Genomic DNA, 17,618 nt, shown 5'->3' on the forward strand with positions numbered 1-17,618 from the left:
ATTCGTCATAAAAATTTAATGGTCCATCCGTAGCTTAGGCCGGTTTCATTTCCTGAACTGCGCTTTCCCCACCGCACGCATGCAATCGACGTCCATGTCCAGCATCACCTCCGTTTCGGATTCCTCGCCGTATCCCGCTTGTGGACCCTTGTGGACCGTCCCGTTGCCCGACCACGACGCGTATGACCACGTGCGCTTCAAGCGCGTCTTCACGACCGACGGCACGCGCCACGTCGTCGTGATCGTCGATCTGCACAAGCTGCTTCTCTGCGCCGACCGCGACGACACCGACTACGTGCTCAAGCCCGTCGACGACTGGCATAGCGGCAAGATTCGCGGCATTCGCGAGTTTCTCGATCCGGACAACGAGCGCGTGCCGCAGATGCCCTACGTGACGATCAGCAAACGCCGCGTGGCCGGGCTCGCCGGATGGCTCGGACTCGCGCACGAGGGGGTGGTGGCGTTTCGCAACGGCCAGCATCGCGCGCGCTACCTCGCATGGGCAGGGGCGTTGTGGCTACCCGTAGAAGTGCACGAGCGCGAAGCGGCATTGCTGCGCGAACTGTGCGGCGCGGGCGACGGGGGCCTGCTGGTTCCGGTCGACGGCAGCTCGCCCCGGCTCTGATGCGCCGTCGCGCGCGAACGGCATGTTCGCTAACGGCGCGTTTGCAAGCGGCATGTTCTCAAACAAGCGGGCGCACGCACTACGCACAGACTGCGCACGCCCGATCTGCGCTCACGCCACGCTCACCGGCCGCCTGGGTGCGCCATTGGAACTCGCCGGCATGGGCGATGCATGACGTGCATGCTCGAAATGCTCGACCGTGTAGTCGACGAAGCGGCGCGTCTTCGCAGGCAGATACTGGCGGCTCGGATAGACGATGGACATGCGCGCGTCGGGATCGTCGATGTCGTAGTCGGGCAGCAGCCGGCGCAGCGTGCCCGCGCTAAAGTCGTCGGCGACGAGCGGCGCGGGCACGACCGCCACGCCCATGCCGGCCAGCGCGGCGAGCCGCACCATCAGCATGTTGTTGACGGCGTAGCCGGGCTCCAGCGTGACCTGCCGGGCACGCTCGCCGGGCTTCGCGAACTGCCACGTCGCGCTGCGCTCCTCGGGGGGCAGCGCGACCGCCGCGCACTGTGCGAGCTCCTCGGGCGTATGTGGCTCGCCGTGCTCGGCGAGCCACGCGGGCGCCGCGCAGGGGACGAACGTCGTGGTGCCGAGCGCGCGCTCCACGCACTCGCCGTTGCGTGCGGGCGTGGCGCCGACGATGCCCACGTCGAAGCCGTCTTCCATGAGATCCACGGGCCGTTCGGCGAGCGTGAGGCGCACGTTCACGCGCGGATACAGACGCCGGTAACCGTCGATGAGCGGCGTGAGTGTGGCGAGCGAGAGCGCACCCGCGGCCACCACGCGCAGCGTGCCGCTCGGTTCGCTTTCCGTGTGCGCCAGTGAGCGCTCCAGATGATCGAGTTCCTCCAGCACGCAACGACAGCCTTCGAGGTAGCGCTGGCCTGCCTCGGTCAGCGCGAGATTGCGTGTGGTGCGATTGATGAGGCGTGTATTCAGGTGCGCCTCGAGCATCGCGACGGAGCGCGTGACGAGCGCGTTGGAGACGTCGAGCTGCTGTGCGGCGCGACGAAAGCTCTCGGTTTCCGCAACCCTGACGAAGACGCGCATGGCGTGTATCTGGTTCATGTATAGCCTCGTATGCTCGATGCATGGACCGGTTGAGGGACACTGCAACTGCTGGCGAAGTTGTGGAACGAAGCGGTGTGTCGCGTTGTTCTGGTCAAGTGCTTCGAATGGACGACTGCGATCGACGCCTGCGGGAATCTAACAAAAATAATATTGACAGTCGCTGAGAATTACAATATCTATCTCAACACACCGCAGCATTTCTTACTTGTAAAAGATCCAATACGCGATCGGCATGAATTGAGTGAGGAATGCGTTGTGCGTTTTTGTCACTGTCAAATTATTGTGCGTTGCGGATAACGTGTTTGCGTAATTCACGCAAGCATCGGAAATCTGTCAGAACTGCCAGATTCATGGCGGGTCGCCCCTTGCCTGCGGCGGATTGTGAGTCATTGCGGTCGGTGAATTCCCTGTCATTTACAAGCGGGCATTAAGCGCGCATTGATAATTTTGCTGCGTGAATGAATTGTTGCATATGCGGAAAATAACGACCGGGATTTAGCGTGGCATGTTATTTAATGTGCATTGCCGCTCGTTTTTTGAGCATGCTTTCGGGCTAACTAAAACGTAAATCGGCAGACCAGACATGATCGTCGAATTGCTGAAGTCGCAACCCGAGATTGCCCTGTTCGTGAGCCTCGCGCTCGGTTATCTGATTGGTTCGATCCGCTTTGGCCCGATCTCCCTCGGGGGAGTGTGCGGCACGCTGATCGTCGCGCTCGTGCTCGGGCAAACCGGCGCGCGCCTCTCGCCGGACCTCAAGAACATTGCCTTCGCACTCTTCATCTTTGCGCTCGGCTTCACGGGCGGTCCGCAATTCTTCGCGAACGTCGGTCGCGGCTGGCGTTACGGGCTGCTCTCGATCGTCGAGATCGTCTCGGTCATGGCGCTCATCATGATCGCGGTCGTCGTGATGAAGCTCGATGCGGGCACCGCGGCGGGCCTGCTCGCGGGCGCGGCGACCGAATCGGCCGTGATCGGCACGGCTTCCGAGGCGATCACGCGGCTCGGCCTCACCGACGCCCAGGTGAGCACGCTGCAGGCGCATATCGTGACCGCGTACAGCGTGAGCTACCTCTTTGGCCTCATCACCATCGTGCTCTTCACGAGCCAGATCGCCCCGCTGATCCTGCGCGTGAACCTGCGCGAAGAGGCCGCGCGCCTGTATCGCAAGCTCGGCGGCGACGGCGCGCTCGACGAAGGGCAGCGTCTCGCGCTCGCGCCGCTCGAAGGGCGCGCGTTCAAGGTGGGGCCCGCGGCCGGCGCCGCAGTCGCCGCCTTCGAGGCGCGCTTTGGCAACAACCTCACGATCGAGTACGTGCTGCGCGATGGACGCCAGCTCGACGCCAACGCGCAGTCCGTGCTGCAGGCGGGCGACATCGTGCTGATCGCCGGGCGCCGCGAAGCCGTGATCGAAGCGGCAGGCAGTCTTGGCGAAGAGATGCCGGGCGAGGGCTTGTTCAAGCTGCTCGCCAGACGCGTGGACGTGATGGTCACGCAGCGCGACGTCAACGGCCTCACGCTCGCGCAAATGCGCGAACGCGCCGCGCCGGAAGCGGGCCGCGGCATCTACGTCGGCGCGATCACGCGGCTCGACAACACGGTGCCCGCCTTGCCCGGCATGGTCGTGCATCGCGGCGACGTGCTGACGCTGGTCGGCACGCCCAGCGATGTCGCGCGCGGCGCGAAGCGTCTTGGCTACGTGATCCAGCACACCCAGAAGACCGACTTCGTCTATCTGGGCCTCGGCGTGCTGGTCGGCATGATGATCGGGCGTTTCGGCGTGAACGTGGGCGGCGTCACGCTGGTGCTCGGCACGGGCGGCGGGTGCCTGCTCTCGGGTCTGTTCTTCGGCTGGCTGCGTTCGCGTTACCCGCTGGTGGGCTCGCTGCCCTCGGCCGCCGCGCAGGTGCTCAAGGACTTTGGTCTCGCCACCTTCATCGCGGCCGTCGGGCTTTCCGCCGGCCCCGACGCCATCAAGCTCGTGCGCGAGTACGGTCTCGCGCTGCCGCTCGCCGGCATTCTGATGGTGCTGATTCCCGGGCTCCTCTCACTGTGGATCGGGCACATGTTCCTCAAGCTCGAAGCGCCGATGCTGCTCGGCGCCATCGCAGGCCAGCAGTGCAGCACGCCGGCGATCAGTGCGCTCGTCGGCGTAGCCGGCAACTCGACTCCCGTGATCGGCTACACGATCACCTACGCGCTGTCGAACATCCTCTTGCCGCTCATGGGCCCCGTGGTGGTAGGGCTCGCGGCGAAGTTTGGCTGACGAATATTGGCTGGTGTTTTCGGCTCGATCTGGCCGGCGGTGTTCCATTGCCGGCCATCCCCGGCAGCAATGGGGATTCTTTCCAAAGCGAGGACACGATGGAATGGTTGCATGACATCTTTCACAAATCCCCGGAAATCGCGCTATTTCTTTCTCTGGCGGTGGGCTACTGGATCGGCCAGATCAACTTCGGCAAGTTCCAGCTAGGCGGCGTGGGCGGCTCGCTGCTCGCGGCCGTCGTCGTGAGCCAGGTGGGCGTGACCGTCGACAACGGCGTGAAGTCGGTGATGTTCGCCGTCTTCATCTATGCCGTGGGCTACGACTCCGGCCCGGGCTTCTTCAACTCGCTCAACCGCAAGACGCTGCGCGAAATCGCCATGGCGGTGTTCATGGCGTTGGCGGGTCTCGCCACCGTGCTGATTTGCGCGAAGCTCTTTCACCTCAACAAGGGCCTCGCGGCCGGTCTCGCGGCGGGCGGCATGACGCAGTCGGCCATCATCGGCACGGCCGGCGATGCGATCGCGCGCCTCGGGCTGCCGCCCGACCAGGTCAAGGCCATGCAGGCCGACGTCGCGATCGGCTACGCGGTCACCTATGTGTTCGGCTCGCTCGGCGCGATCATCGTCTGCGTGAACATCTTGCCGAAGTTCATGGGCCGCAGCCTGAAGGACGCCTCGGCAGACGCCGAACGCGAGATGTCGGGGGGCGACGCCGCCGCGGGCCCGGGACAGATCACGGCGCTGCCTGAGCTGTTTGGGCGCGTGTTCCGGGTCGACGCGGCCACAGGCAAAACTGTCAAGCAGATCGAGCTGGCCGAGAGCGACTTCGTGGCGGTCGAGAAGATTCGCCGCGCCGGCAAGATGCTCGACGCCACGCCCGACTTCGTGCTGAGCCGGGACGATATCGTGCTGGTGGTGGGCCGCCGCGAGCAGATGGTCGAAGTGGGCGCGCTGATCGGGCCGGAAGTGCCGGACTCGGGCGGCATGAGCCTCGTGATGCAAACGCGCCAGCTCGTCTTCACGAAGAAGGGCATGAACCACACGACGATTGCGGAAGTGCGCAAGAACGTGGACCGCGATCTGCGTCATGGCGTGTACATCGAGAAAATCGAGCGTGTGGGCCAGCCCGTGCCGCTGCTGGCTGAAACGAAGCTCGAGCACGGCGACGTGGTGACGATCTACGGCACGGCAACGGATACGAAGCGCGCCGTGCAGGCTGCCGGCTACGAACTCGCGTACAGCAACAAGACCGACTTCATCTACATGGGCGTGGGCCTCGTGCTCGGCTTGCTGGTGGGCCTGATCGTGGTGAACGTGGCCGGCATTCCGCTCACGCTCGGCTCCGGCGGCGGCTGCCTGCTCGCGGGTCTCGTGTTCGGCTGGATGCGCGGCAAGCACCCCATGTACGGCGTGATGCCGCCCGCGGCTTCGCAACTGCTCAAGGACTTCGGGCTTGCGGCGTTCGTCGCGGTGGTGGGGCTGAACTCGGGCCTGCAGGCCGTCGTGACGATCAAGCAGAGCGGCCTCACCATCTTCCTGCTCGGCGCGGTGGTGACGCTTGTCCCGCTCTTTCTCACGATGCTGTTTGGCCGCTACGTCCTCAAGTACAACAACGCGGCCATTCTGGCGGGTGCGCTGTCCGGCGCGCGCAGTGCGAACCCGGCCTTCGGCGGCATTCTCGACAAGGCGGAGAGCGCGGTGCCCACCGTGCCGTTCGCCATTACCTACGCGATCGCGAACGTGCTGCTCACGCTGCTCGGGCCGCTCGTCGTCGGTCTTGCATGACATGCATTCAACGTGTGCTGCGCGAGGAAAAAAGCGCGCGACACACGCAACGTCTTCCAATGGAGAACACCATGGCAACGAAAGCGAAGGGTAGCGGCGCGAAAGAAAAGTCGGGTCTCGATGCACTGAGCCCGTTCGAACTGAAGGACGAACTGATCAAGGCGGCCGGCGGCGGCGCGACCGCGCGCCCGGCCAATCTCGCGATGCTCAACGCGGGCCGCGGCAACCCCAACTTCCTCGCCACGATTCCGCGTCACGGCTTCTGGCAACTCGGCATCTTCGCCATGCGCGAGTCGGAGCGCTCGTTTGCCTACATGCCCGAGGGCGTGGGCGGCTTCCCGCATCGCGAAGGCATTGTCGAGCGTTTCGATCTGTTCGTGCGCGAGAACAAGGGCCAGCCCGGCATCGACTTCCTCGCGGGCGCGGTGTCGTACGTGCGCGACCAGCTAGGTCTCTCTGGAGGCGACTTCCTCTATGAGATGTGCGAAGGCATCCTCGCCTGTAACTACCCGGTGCCGGACCGCATGCTCAAGCTTTCCGAAATCATCGTCGGGCAGTACCTGCGCCGCGAGATGATCGGCAAGCATCCGTTCGTCGGCGAGTTCGACGTGTTCGCCGTGGAAGGCGGCACGGCGGCGATGACGTACATCTTCAACACGATGCGCGAGAACTTCCTGATCAAGGCGGGCGACACCATCGCGCTCGGCATGCCGATCTTCACGCCGTACATCGAGATTCCGGAACTCAACGACTACCAGCTCAACGTGGTGCATCTGGACGCCACGGTGGAGAACAACTGGCAGTACTCGAAGAAGGAACTCGACAAGCTGCGCGACCCGAAGGTCAAGGCGTTCTTCCTCGTGAACCCGAGCAACCCGCCTTCGGTGAAGATCGACGACGCGAGCCTCGAGTACATCGCCGAGATCATCAAGGAACGTCCGGACCTCATCCTGCTGACCGACGACGTGTACGGCACTTTCGCCGACAACTTCGTCTCGCTCTTCGCGCTTGCGCCGAAGAACACCATTCTCGTGTACTCCTATTCAAAGTACTTCGGCGCGACGGGCTGGCGTCTGGGTGCGATCGCCACGCATCGCGACAACGTGCTCGACCATACGCTCGCGAAGTTGCCGAAGGACGAGAAGAAGGAACTGCACAAGCGCTACGAGTCGATCACCACCGAGCCGGACAAGCTCAAGTTCATCGACCGCCTGGTGGCCGACAGCCGCACTGTCGCGCTGAACCACACGGCCGGCCTTTCGACGCCGCAGCAGGTGCAGATGGTGCTGTTCTCGCTGTTCTCGCTCATGGATACGCCCGACGCGTACAAGAACGCGCTCAAGCGCCTCATTCGCAACCGCAAGCGCGCGCTCTTCGAGGAAATGGGCGTGCCCTACGGCGAGGGCGATCCGAATCAGGTCGACTACTACACGATCCTCGACATGGAATACATGGGCGAGAAGCGCTTCGGGCGCGAATTCGTCGACTGGCTGCTCAAGCAGGTCAAGCCCAACGAACTGCTGTTCCGTCTCGCGGAAGAAGCGCGCGTCGTGTTGCTGCCGGGCAAGGGCTTCGGCACGCCGCATCCGTCGGGCCGCGTGTCGCTCGCGAACCTCAACGAGTCGGACTATCGCAAGATTGGCCGCGCGGTGCGCAAGCTCACGGAGGAATATGTGCAGCGCTATAACGAGGCCACGGGCAAGAACCTCGATCCGACTGCCGTGAAGAAGTAAGCGCGGGCGGCGCGCAAGCGCCTCGCGTCTCAGTTTGTCTGAAGTCCGGGCCGCATCCGGCGTGGTTTGCCGGGTGCGGTTTTTTTATGGTTCCTGGCAGATCTCCGTGGTCGTCCGTCCTCTGTTCGACCCGTAAGCAGACCACCGATTCACGGATCGGCACGCTCCCTGACAAATTCGGCACGGATCCTCATGTGCACGTCATCCCCGACAGCGGAGGACCACTTCGTCAGCCCGAACGCTGCCCGGCTGAAATGGCCGTCGGCGGAGAAGGCCAGCGTCTGGGGATCGCCCGGTGGATCGTGCGAGTCTGAGTCGAACGTGACATCGAGCGTGACGGGGCGAGTCGTCGTGCGGATCGTCAGGTCGCCTGTCAAAAGGCCGCTGTACGGACCGATCCGCACAAGACGGGTGCTGACGAAGCGAATGGCCGGATAGTGCGCCACGTCCAGCATGCTGCCGCTTTCGACGATTCCGGTGACAAACGGCGCGTTCGCTTCGAGGCTTGTCGCGTCGATCGTCACCATGACGCGGCCCGAAGCCTCGCCCTGGAATCCATCGAGCTCGGCACCTATGCGGCTAAAGCGCATCGTGAGATTCGAGTGCCAGGCGTTCGCGACGTCGAATGTCACACCGGAACGGGCCGGATCGAGCCGATACTGTGCCAGCGGTGCGGACGTGTCGATCGGGTCCGCGCTGACCCCGACAGCTGCAAAGGCGGTGCAGGCGAACATCGCGATTGCGCTTGCGTGGGGTTTGAGACGCACCAGGGTCGCGCCACGCCAACGGATGGGGTTGCGATCCAGCACGCTCTTTTACCTCCACTTTTCCGGGCGGGAGCCGCCCGCTGCGAGCAGCAAGCGCATGTGCTCAGACGCCCGCAAAAGATGTGCCGCCGCCGTACTGATGGCTAGACCACAGTCCGGTTGCCAGCATGCCCCATTCACGCGGAAAGCGTCTGTTCAGATAGCACCACGGCCTCGTGACGGAATGAGGACACCGGGGAAACGTTCCGCATGCTCCCTCTATTCCGCTGCGCTTGCAAGCAGGATGCGCTCAAGGGATGTCGGCGTTCGTGTCGGACGACGACGCACCCTGTCGGAAAACTGAAAGGAAAAAATTCTCGGCAGCGGTGGAATAGGGACGGGAGTACGGGGTTTACCCACCAACAAGGAGCCGACCACGGAACGATCGGGCCAGATCCGATCGCAGCCGAACAACTTCCACGAAGCCTGCACATGAGCCGAACGATCATTCAGCCTCTCTGGGTCCGCACGACACACTGGATCAACGCCGTGGCGGTCGTGCTCATGGTGACAAGCGGCTGGCAGATTTACGATGCCTCGCCTATCTTTGCCGGCCTGAAATTTCCCGCGACCATGACCTTGGGCGGCTGGCTGGGCGGCGCATTGCAGTGGCATTTCGCGATCATGTGGGTGCTGGTCGCGAATTATCTCGTCTACGTGTGCCTCAATCTCCTTTCAAGGCGCTTGTGGAGAAAGCTGCTCCCGATCCGTTTGGGTACGCTATGCCGGGATCTTGCCGCTGCGCTGCGCGGCAAGCTCGCACACGAAGATCTGGCGCGCTACAACGCCGTTCAGAAACTGGCGTATGTCGTGGTTATCGCCGACATCGCAGTTGTGATCCTTTCCGGCCTGGCGATCTGGAAATCGGTTCAGTTTCCCCTGCTGAGAACGCTCATGGGTGGATACGACAACGCACGGGTGGTCCACTTCTTCGCCATGAGCGTCCTCGTAGTGTTTTTCGTGGTGCATGTCGTCATGGTCGCGCTTGTGCCGCGCTCGCTGCTTCTGATGCTTCGCGGACGGTGATCGAACATGAACCCTCGCAAAAAGCCGCTCAATGCGTTTCTCGTTTCAAACGCGGATTCGATCATCAAGGACGCGCGCAGCGAATTGAAGAGTCCCGCTCGCAGGTTGCTCGGCAGACAGATACTCACGCTCGGCGGTATTGCGATGCTCTCGGGCTGCGATCTGTCGAACGACAAGTCGGTGAATACCATGCTGCGCAAGATGTCGTTCTTCAATGATCGCGTGCAGGCGCTGCTGTTCGATCCGAACAAGATGGCACCGACGTATCCGGAGTCGATGATCACACGGCCTTTCCCTTTCAATGCGTTCTATGACATCGACGACGTACCGGAAGTCGACGCTGCGACTTATCGGCTGCAAGTGGGAGGACGTGCGAACGGCAAACGCATATGGACCCTCGACGAACTACGAGCGCTGCCACAAGAAAGCCAGATCACGCGCCATATTTGCATCGAGGGCTGGAGCGCCATTGGGCACTGGGGCGGTGTGCGTTTCTCTGATTTTCTCCGCCGTGCCGGGGCCGACACGACAGCGAAGTACGTCGCGCTCCATTGTGCCGATAACTACTGGACCAGCATTGATATGCCAACAGCGTTGCACGCGCAAACGTTGCTTACGCTGACCTATGACGGGGACGTGCTGCCGCCGAAATACGGCTTTCCGATGAAGCTGCGCATGCCGACCAAACTCGGCTACAAGAATCCAAAGCATATCGTTGCCATCACGGTGACGAACGAGTATCCCGGCGGTTACTGGGAGAACCAGGGCTATAACTGGTTCGGCGGTTCCTGAAGTGCAATCGACTCTTTCCTCAACGCATATCCGCTACATGGAGCATTCATGACCATTCGACTCAAAGTTGCAGCGACCATTGCCGCAATGACGCTTGCCGGCAGCGCGCTGGCGCAAACGCCTGACGCGAAGCCCGTGCGTATTCGCGGCAATGTCGTTTCTCTCGATGGCGATGTTCTCAAGGTCCATCGACGCAGTGGCGATACGGTGTCGATCGACCTCGCGGCCAACGTTCCTGTCTCGTCGGTCAAGGCGATGCAGCTATCCGACATCAAGCCGGGTACGTTCGTCGGCACGGCTGCGACAACCGGTACTGACGGCAAGCTGACGGCGACCGAAGTTGTGGTCTTCCCGGAAGCCGCGCGCGGCACGGGCGAGGGACACTACGCGTGGGACCTCGGCCCGAACAGCACGATGACCAACGCGAATGTCGATACTGTCGTGCAGGGCACGGACGGCCGCAATCTGAAGCTGTCGTACAAAGGCGGCAGCAATGAGGTAACGGTACCGCCCAATGTACCGATCGTCACCTTCGTGCCGGCTGCGCGCGCCGATCTGGCGCCTGGCAAGCAAGTGTTCGTGGTCGCGAAATCCGCGTCACAGGGTGCGTACTCCGCGCAGCGCGTGGTGGTCGAAAAGAACGGGGTCGTCCCCCCGATGTAAGAGAGCGCGTTCGGGTTTCCCGGAAGTTGCTGGGCAATCACAATCCACGCGCCGGACCGGAACGCGAACAACTACCCGGTCCGGCGTGCCTTGTGGGCCTCGAAGTTTGCGTGGAGATTCACCAACGCAGAGAGATTCACCGAGATACGCGCCGGCCGCATTCGCAGCGGATCGCGCAGAGCCCGGCGACGTACCGCGCAATACAGCGTGCGGCGCTCAATAGCCACCGCCTGAAGAGTTGGTTGAACTGCTCGACGCGCCGTTGCCGCCTTGATTCATATCGCCGCTCGCGGCGACGGACCCGGAAACCGCGGCCATTCCGAGGCAAATAAGACACGCAAGAACCATCCTGAATCGCTTCATGATGATTTCCTCCTGGGGAAGCTCGCTGGAAGTCCCGCGGAGGGCTTTCCGGCGAGGCGTTAGCCGCGCTATTGCCGACGACGCCGACCTGCGCGTGCATTGCGGACGCGTCGCGCGGCTCATCGCGAACGCAGGCATCGACATAGTAACTAACGCGGCACGCTTACGACTTATTCCCCCCGGCGGTGTCTGCGTTACTCGTGCGTTACGTACCTTGTCCCGCATGCGCACGCACGCTCTTGCGATGAAGCGAAACCGAAAGCGCCACGGCGGAAGCCGCCGCAATGGCGGCGAAGAGAAACACCGACCCATACCCGAACAGATTCGCCACATAGCCGGCGAGCGGGCCGGTAATGCCCAGCGAGAGGTCGAGGAACACGGAGTAGGCCGAAAGCGCCGCGCCGCGGCTCGCGGGCGGCACGAGCCCGACCGCCTCGACGCCGAGCGCCGGGAACACGAGCGCGAAGCCGAAGCCGGTGAGCGCCGCGCCCGCGAGCGCGACTTGCGGCGTGGGCGCGAGCCACAGCAGCAAGAGGCCCGCGCATTCGCAGGAGAACGAGACGATGGCGACGCGGAAGCCGCCAAAGCGTTTGATGGTGTTGGCGAACAACAGGCGCGCGCCGATGAACATCAGGCCGAACACCGTGAGCGTGAACGCGGCGTTGGGCCAATGGCGCGCGGCGTAGAACAGCGTGATGAAGGTCGCGATGGAGCCAAAGCCCGCCGAGCCGAGCGCGAGGCCAATGCCGTGCGGCAGCACGCGCGTGAACACGCTGCGATACGACATGCGCTCGCCGTGCACGATCGGCACCGGCGCGATGGGGCGCGCGAGCCAGAAGCCGAGCGCGGCCATCGCGATGACCGAAATGCCGAGCATCCAGTAGCCGAGGGCGTGCGCCATCACGACGCCCAGCGGCGCGCCAATCGCGAGTGCGCCGTAGGTGGCGATGCCGTTCCACGAGATCACCTTCGCGTTGTGCGCAGTGCCCACGCGGCCGATGCCCCAGAGAATCGCGCCGGTGCCGCACAGGCTTTCGCCGCAACCGAGCAACAGGCGGCTCACCACCAGCAGCGCGAGCGAGAGGCCGGGCCAGTGATCGACGAGCGTGCCGAGCAGCAGCAGCACGCCGCTCGCGCCGCAGATCGTCAGGCCGATCGTCACGGTTTTCTTGGGGCCGAGCGTATCCGCCGAGCGGCCCGCGAGCGCGCGCGAGCAGAGCGTGGCGATGTACTGCACGCTGATCGCGGCGCCCGCCACCACGGTGCTGAAACCGAGGTCGTTGTGCACGTAGCCCGGCAGCACGGCGAGCGGAATGCCGATCGTCAGGTAGCAGAGGAAGGTGAAAAAGACGACCGGAATGATCTGCAGGGTCGTCGACGCGGCTTTGCGCGGGGGCGCCAAATCAGCGGACATGGGGAAAATGCGGATGGAAAACGGCGGGAAAGGCGTGATTCTCCCATGGAACCGGTTTTTATGCAGAAATTGAAAAGCTGTTCCGGCGGGCGGAACACGCGTTTTCTGCGCTGATGACGGCCTTTTGCGACCGATAACCCAGCCGCGAAGATCCCGCGATTTTGCGCGACGTTGGCGGCAATTCGCGGTGCAGCGGCGCCCTGGTCCGACCGTTCGTGCGGAGAAATCGGCATTTGAACGGGTTAATGGTCAGTCGAATATGTCTGATATTCACAAATTGGCCGTGAAATCGCGCAATCGAGACGCTTCAACATAAGCACAGCCGCACTGCAGCACGCCGATTTATCGATTCAACGATATATCCCCCATGCTCCTCTAGCTATGGGTTGCCAATATTGGCAGTGATAGTTTTCGAACCGTCCACTCGAGCGGCACACGCCTTTTGCGAGCCGCAGCCAACGACGAGCCAGAAACCATGAGCCAGCCGATCCGCTTTTACCACCGCAACGCGATTCGCGAAGTCAGCGACGCGGGCGTCACCCGCACCGTTCTCCAGTATCTGCGCGAAGACGCGCGCTGCACCGGCACCAAGGAAGGCTGCGCCGAAGGCGACTGCGGCGCCTGCACGGTCGTGGTGGGGGAGCGCAACGAGGCGGGCGGCGTGAGCTTCAAGGCCGTCAACGCCTGCATCCAGTTCCTGCCGACGCTCGACGGCAAGGCGCTTTTCACCGTCGAAGACCTGCGCCAGCCCGACGGCTCGCTGCACCCCGTGCAGCAGGCCATGGTCGACTGCCACGGCTCGCAATGCGGTTTTTGCACGCCGGGCTTCGTGATGTCGATGTGGGCGCTCTACGAAAAGCATGGCCACGAACATGCCGGCCAGCCCAACCACGCCTGTGCGGCCAAGGGCGCGTGCAGCGTGCCTTCGCGCGACGAGATCGCCAACGCGCTTACGGGCAACCTGTGCCGCTGCACAGGCTACCGGCCGATCCTCGACGCCGCCGAGCAGATGTTCAAGGCCGATGCGCCGAAGCAGCCCATCGACGTGACGGCGCTCGCACAGACGCTTGCCACGCTCGAACGCACGGACACCTTCCACTACGAGAGCCGCGGTCAGCAGTACGACGCGCCGCGCACCGTCGACGCGCTCGCCGCCATCAAGGCCGCGCGCCCCAACACGCGCATTCTCGCGGGCAGCACCGACATCGGCCTGTGGGTCACGAAGCAGATGCGCGAGCTTGGCGACATCGTCTACGTGGGCCAGGTCGACGCGATGCGCCGCATCGACGTGAGCGACGCGTGGATCGAGATCGGCGCAGGCGTGAGCGTCGAGCGCGGTTACGCGGAACTCGCAAAGCATTACCCGGAACTCGAAGAGATGTGGCAGCGCTTCGCCTCGCTGCCGATTCGCAACGCGGGCACGATCGGCGGCAACGTCGCGAACGGTTCGCCCATCGGCGACTCGATGCCCGGGCTCATCGCGCTCGGCGCGCGCGTGGTGCTGCGTGGCGGCGAGACCGAGCGCGAAATGCCGCTCGAAGATCTCTATCTTGCCTACCAGAAGAAGGACATGGCCGAGCACGAGTTCGTGCTCGCGCTCAAGGTGCCCACGCGCACCGGCGCGCGAGCGAATCTGCGTTTTCGTACCTACAAGATCTCGAAGCGCTTCGACTCGGACATCTCGGCCGTGTGCGCCGCCTACGCCTATATCGCCGATGGCGACGTGATCCGCGAGCCGCGCATTGCGTTTGGCGGCATGGCCGCGACGCCGAAGCGCGCGACTCACGCGGAAGGCGTGCTCGCCGATGCGCAATGGCACGAAGCCACGGCGCAGGCCGCGATGATCGCGCTCGGCAACGACTACGCGCCGCTGTCCGACATGCGCGCGACGAGCGACTACCGCCTCGAAGCCGCGAAGAACACGCTGTACCGTTTCTGGCTCGAAACGCGCCCGCATAACCCGCTTGCGCCGCAAGCGCTCAATGTGCGCAATGTAGCCGCAGAAACCGCTTGAGACATTCAGGAACCGGAAAAGACATACGGAGAACGAAACAATGAACCAGCAAGCCGAACCGTTCCTGGACGAACTCAAGGCGCGCGAGCCCTTTGCGCAAGTGCACGTCTCGCGGCCCCACGAATCCGCGCATCTGCACGTGAGCGGCCGCGCCACCTATACCGACGACATTCCCGTCATGGCCGGCACGCTGCACGCCGCACTCGGGCTTTCGCAGAAGCCGCACGCCCGCATCGTGTCGATGAACCTCGCAAAAGTGCGCGCGACGCCGGGCGTCGTGGCGGTGCTCACGGCCGAGGACATTCCCGGCGTGAACGACTGCGGCCCGATCATCCACGACGATCCGGTGCTTGCCGACGGCCTCGTGCAGTATGTGGGCCAGCCCATGTTCATCGTGGTGGCGACGTCCCACGACACGGCGCGCCTCGCCGCCCGCCGCGCCGAAGTGCAGTACGAAGAGCTGCCCGCCGTGCTCACGGCGCAGCAGGCGCGCGCCGCTCAGCAGTCAGTGCTGCCGCCGATGAAGCTCGCGCGCGGCGAGGCGTCCACGCGCGCGGCACGCGCCGCGCATCGCCATGAAGGCGAAATGCTGCTGGGCGGCCAGGAGCAGTTCTACCTCGAAGGCCAGATTGCCTACGCGGTGCCGAAGGACGACGATGGCATGCACGTGTGGTGCTCCACGCAGCACCCGAGCGAAATGCAGCACCTCGTTGCGCATGTGCTGGGCGTCGCCTCGCACAACGTGCTCGTGGAATGCCGCCGCATGGGCGGCGGCTTCGGCGGCAAGGAATCGCAGTCGGGCCTCTTCGCCTGCTGCGCGGCGCTCGCCGCCTGGAAGCTCCTGTGCCCCGTGAAGCTGCGCCCCGACCGCGACGACGACATGATGGTCACGGGCAAGCGCCACGATTTCCACTACACGTACGAAGTGGGCTACGACGACGAGGGCACGATTGAAGGCGTGTCGGTTGACATGACTTCGCGCTGCGGTTTTTCCGCGGATCTGTCCGGCCCGGTGATGACGCGCGCCGTTTGCCACTTCGACAACGCCTACTGGCTGCCCGATGTGTCGATCGCCGGTTTCTGCGGCAAGACCAACACGCAGTCGAACACGGCGTTCCGCGGCTTCGGCGGCCCGCAGGGCGCGTTCGCGATCGAGTACATCATGGACGATGTGGCGCGCTCGCTCGGTCTCGATTCGCTCGACGTGCGCCGCCGCAATCTCTACGGCAAGACGCAGAACAACGAGACGCCCTATGGCCAGGTTGTGGAGGACAACGTCATTCACGAGCTGATCGACGAACTGGTGGAAACGAGCGGCTATCGCGCGCGGCGCGCCGCGATTCGCGAATTCAACGCGAACAACGACGTGCTCAAGAAGGGCATCGCGCTCACGCCGGTCAAGTTCGGCATCGCGTTCAACGTCACGCACTTCAACCAGGCGGGCGCGCTCGTTCACATCTACACAGACGGCTCGGTGCTCGTGAACCACGGTGGCACCGAAATGGGCCAGGGCCTGAATACGAAGGTCGCGCAGGTGGTGGCGCATGAACTGGGCATCGAGTTCGACCGCGTGCGGGTGAGCGCCACGGACACGAGCAAGGTCGCGAACACCTCCGCCACGGCCGCTTCGACTGGCGCCGACCTGAACGGCAAGGCGGCACAGGACGCCGCGCGCCAGCTGCGCGAACGCCTCGCGGCGCTGGCGGCCACGACGTACGGCAAGGGCGAAATCAACGCCGCCGACGTGCGCTTTGCCAACGACTCGGTGATCGTGGGCGAGACGATCGTGCCGTTCGAGACGCTGGTGTCGAAGGCCTATCTCGCGCGCGTCCAGCTCTGGTCCGATGGTTTCTACGCCACGCCCAAGTTGTACTGGGATCAGGCCACGCTGCGCGGGCGGCCGTTCTACTACTACTCGTATGGCGCGGCGGTTTCGGAAGTCGTGATCGACACGCTCACGGGCGAAATGCGCGTGCTGCGCGCCGACGCGCTGCATGACGTGGGCGCATCGCTGAACCCGGCGCTCGACGTGGGCCAGGTGGAAGGCGGCTTCATCCAGGGCATGGGCTGGCTCACCACGGAAGAACTGTGGTGGAAGCCGGACGGCAAGCTCATGACGCACGCGCCGTCCACCTACAAGATCCCGACCGTGAACGACACGCCTCCGGAATTCAACGTGCGGCTCTTCAAGAACCGCAATGCGGAAGACAGCATCCACCGCTCGAAGGCCGTGGGCGAGCCGCCGCTGTTGCTGCCGTTCTCGGTGTTTTTCGCGATTCGCGACGCCGTGGCGAGCGTGGCCGACTACCGCTTCAATCCGCCGATGAATGCGCCGGCCACCGCCGAGGAAATCCTGAAGGGCGTGCGCGCGGTGCGGACGATGGCGCGCGAGGGGGCTGCGAAATGAATCGTCATCCTGAACATTGCGTGCGCGTCGACGAAACCGGACGCGTGATCATCGGCCGTCGCAGCACGCCGGTGCCGCACTACGGGCCCATGCACATCGTGCTGTTCGGCGCGGGCCACGTTGGCCACGCGCTCGTCACGCTGCTCGGCATGCTGCCGTGCGTCGTGCAGTGGGTGGACGAGCGCGACGAGCTGTTCCCCGACGAGGTGCCCGCCAACGTGCAGATCGAAGCGACGGACACGCCGGCGGCCATCGTCGACGAAGCACCGGCGGGCGCGTACTTCCTCGTGATGACGCACAATCACGCGCTCGACTTCGAGCTGAGCGAGCGCATCATGCGGCGGCGCGATTTCGCGTGGTTCGGTCTCATCGGCTCGAAAACGAAGCGCGTGAAGTTCGAGCGGCGGCTCATGGAGCGTGGCGTGGAAAGCGAGCGCATGGATGAGATGACGTGCCCGATCGGCGTGACAGGGATCGTCGACAAGGCGCCTTCGTCGATCGCGGTGGCGGTCGCCGCGCAACTCATGCAGATGCGGGTGGCGCAGCGCCCGGCGGTGGTGAGAACGGTCGCGCTCGAGCGCGCCTGATTCCACTAGCCGCACAAGCGAAACGGGCGCCTCGATGATGAGGGCGCCCGTTTGCGTTAGC

Annotated in this window: 13 protein-coding genes; 10 read left to right on the forward strand and 3 right to left on the reverse strand. The window is 64.0% G+C overall.

Going from position 1 to position 17,618, the window contains the following annotated elements; translation table 11 throughout:
• The first annotated feature begins 94 nt into the window (after positions 1-94).
• Positions 95-625: a hypothetical protein gene (locus tag AB4Y35_RS10670; RefSeq protein WP_342919261.1), complete on the forward strand. Its 531-nt coding sequence runs from the start codon at positions 95-97 to the stop codon at positions 623-625.
• Positions 626-736: 111 nt separating this feature from the next.
• Here the strand turns inward: AB4Y35_RS10670 and AB4Y35_RS10675 are convergent, their stop codons facing one another.
• Positions 737-1,699, reverse strand: coding sequence for a LysR family transcriptional regulator (locus AB4Y35_RS10675; RefSeq protein WP_368704354.1), 963 nt, complete (start codon positions 1,697-1,699; stop codon positions 737-739).
• Between the two features lie 586 nt (positions 1,700-2,285).
• Between AB4Y35_RS10675 and aspT (AB4Y35_RS10680) the strand changes: the two genes are divergently transcribed.
• From aspT (AB4Y35_RS10680) to AB4Y35_RS10690, 3 genes are all read left to right on the forward strand, one after another.
• Entirely contained in the window at positions 2,286-3,968 is a 1,683-nt protein-coding gene (gene aspT / locus AB4Y35_RS10680; RefSeq protein ID WP_368704355.1) for an aspartate-alanine antiporter, read from the forward strand.
• Positions 3,969-4,066: 98 nt separating this feature from the next.
• Complete coding sequence (gene aspT / locus AB4Y35_RS10685) at positions 4,067-5,752, forward strand: aspartate-alanine antiporter (protein WP_368704356.1); 1,686 nt, start codon at positions 4,067-4,069, stop codon at positions 5,750-5,752.
• Between the two features lie 71 nt (positions 5,753-5,823).
• On the forward strand, positions 5,824-7,485 hold the full coding sequence (locus AB4Y35_RS10690; protein ID WP_368704357.1) for a bifunctional aspartate transaminase/aspartate 4-decarboxylase: 1,662 nt from the start codon (positions 5,824-5,826) through the stop codon (positions 7,483-7,485).
• Between the two features lie 149 nt (positions 7,486-7,634).
• Here AB4Y35_RS10690 and AB4Y35_RS10695 read toward each other — a convergent pair whose 3' ends face one another.
• Positions 7,635-8,294 carry a YceI family protein gene (locus tag AB4Y35_RS10695; protein ID WP_368704358.1) on the reverse strand — a complete coding sequence of 220 codons (660 nt, stop codon included), beginning with the start codon at positions 8,292-8,294 and terminating at the stop codon, positions 7,635-7,637.
• Between the two features lie 429 nt (positions 8,295-8,723).
• Between AB4Y35_RS10695 and AB4Y35_RS10700 the strand changes: the two genes are divergently transcribed.
• From AB4Y35_RS10700 to AB4Y35_RS10710, 3 genes are read left to right on the forward strand one after another with little or no spacing between them, the layout of a single operon-like run.
• Complete coding sequence (locus AB4Y35_RS10700; RefSeq protein ID WP_368704359.1) at positions 8,724-9,317, forward strand: cytochrome b/b6 domain-containing protein; 594 nt, start codon at positions 8,724-8,726, stop codon at positions 9,315-9,317.
• Between the two features lie 6 nt (positions 9,318-9,323).
• Positions 9,324-10,109 carry a molybdopterin-dependent oxidoreductase gene (locus AB4Y35_RS10705; RefSeq protein ID WP_368704360.1) on the forward strand — a complete coding sequence of 262 codons (786 nt, stop codon included), beginning with the start codon at positions 9,324-9,326 and terminating at the stop codon, positions 10,107-10,109.
• Positions 10,110-10,157: 48 nt separating this feature from the next.
• On the forward strand, positions 10,158-10,772 hold the full coding sequence (locus AB4Y35_RS10710; RefSeq protein WP_368704361.1) for a hypothetical protein: 615 nt from the start codon (positions 10,158-10,160) through the stop codon (positions 10,770-10,772).
• Positions 10,773-11,340: 568 nt separating this feature from the next.
• Here AB4Y35_RS10710 and AB4Y35_RS10715 read toward each other — a convergent pair.
• A complete protein-coding gene (locus AB4Y35_RS10715) occupies positions 11,341-12,549 on the reverse strand; it encodes an MFS transporter (protein WP_368704362.1) in 1,209 nt (402 codons plus the stop codon).
• A 475-nt stretch (positions 12,550-13,024) separates the two neighbouring features.
• Here AB4Y35_RS10715 and xdhA point away from each other — a divergent pair, with 475 nt between their 5' ends.
• From xdhA to xdhC, 3 genes are read left to right on the forward strand one after another with little or no spacing between them, the layout of a single operon-like run.
• Positions 13,025-14,563: a xanthine dehydrogenase small subunit gene (gene xdhA / locus AB4Y35_RS10720; protein ID WP_368704363.1), complete on the forward strand. Its 1,539-nt coding sequence runs from the start codon at positions 13,025-13,027 to the stop codon at positions 14,561-14,563.
• A 40-nt stretch (positions 14,564-14,603) separates the two neighbouring features.
• Positions 14,604-16,970, forward strand: coding sequence for a xanthine dehydrogenase molybdopterin binding subunit (xdhB, locus tag AB4Y35_RS10725; protein ID WP_133182597.1), 2,367 nt, complete (start codon positions 14,604-14,606; stop codon positions 16,968-16,970).
• Positions 16,967-17,557: a xanthine dehydrogenase accessory protein XdhC gene (gene xdhC, locus AB4Y35_RS10730; RefSeq protein WP_368704364.1), complete on the forward strand. Its 591-nt coding sequence runs from the start codon at positions 16,967-16,969 to the stop codon at positions 17,555-17,557. Before xdhB ends, xdhC begins: the two co-directional genes overlap by 4 nt.
• Positions 17,558-17,618 lie beyond the last annotated feature (61 nt).

Origin of the sequence: Paraburkholderia sp. EG286A (assembly GCF_040965375.1) — a bacterium.
Classification (GTDB): Bacteria; Pseudomonadota; Gammaproteobacteria; order Burkholderiales; family Burkholderiaceae; genus Paraburkholderia.

Bases quoted from the DNA above. Each gene is read 5' to 3' on its own strand.
- AB4Y35_RS10670 (WP_342919261.1), top strand. From the start codon at position 95: ATGTCCAGCATCACCTCCGTTTCGGATTCCTCGCCGTATCCCGCTTGT.
- AB4Y35_RS10675 (WP_368704354.1), bottom strand. From the start codon at position 1,699: ATGAACCAGATACACGCCATGCGCGTCTTCGTCAGGGTTGCGGAAACC.
- aspT (WP_368704355.1), top strand. From the start codon at position 2,286: ATGATCGTCGAATTGCTGAAGTCGCAACCCGAGATTGCCCTGTTCGTG.
- aspT (WP_368704356.1), top strand. From the start codon at position 4,067: ATGGAATGGTTGCATGACATCTTTCACAAATCCCCGGAAATCGCGCTA.
- AB4Y35_RS10690 (WP_368704357.1), top strand. From the start codon at position 5,824: ATGGCAACGAAAGCGAAGGGTAGCGGCGCGAAAGAAAAGTCGGGTCTC.
- AB4Y35_RS10700 (WP_368704359.1), top strand. From the start codon at position 8,724: ATGAGCCGAACGATCATTCAGCCTCTCTGGGTCCGCACGACACACTGG.
- AB4Y35_RS10705 (WP_368704360.1), top strand. From the start codon at position 9,324: ATGAACCCTCGCAAAAAGCCGCTCAATGCGTTTCTCGTTTCAAACGCG.
- AB4Y35_RS10710 (WP_368704361.1), top strand. From the start codon at position 10,158: ATGACCATTCGACTCAAAGTTGCAGCGACCATTGCCGCAATGACGCTT.
- AB4Y35_RS10715 (WP_368704362.1), bottom strand. From the start codon at position 12,549: ATGTCCGCTGATTTGGCGCCCCCGCGCAAAGCCGCGTCGACGACCCTG.
- xdhA (WP_368704363.1), top strand. From the start codon at position 13,025: ATGAGCCAGCCGATCCGCTTTTACCACCGCAACGCGATTCGCGAAGTC.
- xdhB (WP_133182597.1), top strand. From the start codon at position 14,604: ATGAACCAGCAAGCCGAACCGTTCCTGGACGAACTCAAGGCGCGCGAG.
- xdhC (WP_368704364.1), top strand. From the start codon at position 16,967: ATGAATCGTCATCCTGAACATTGCGTGCGCGTCGACGAAACCGGACGC.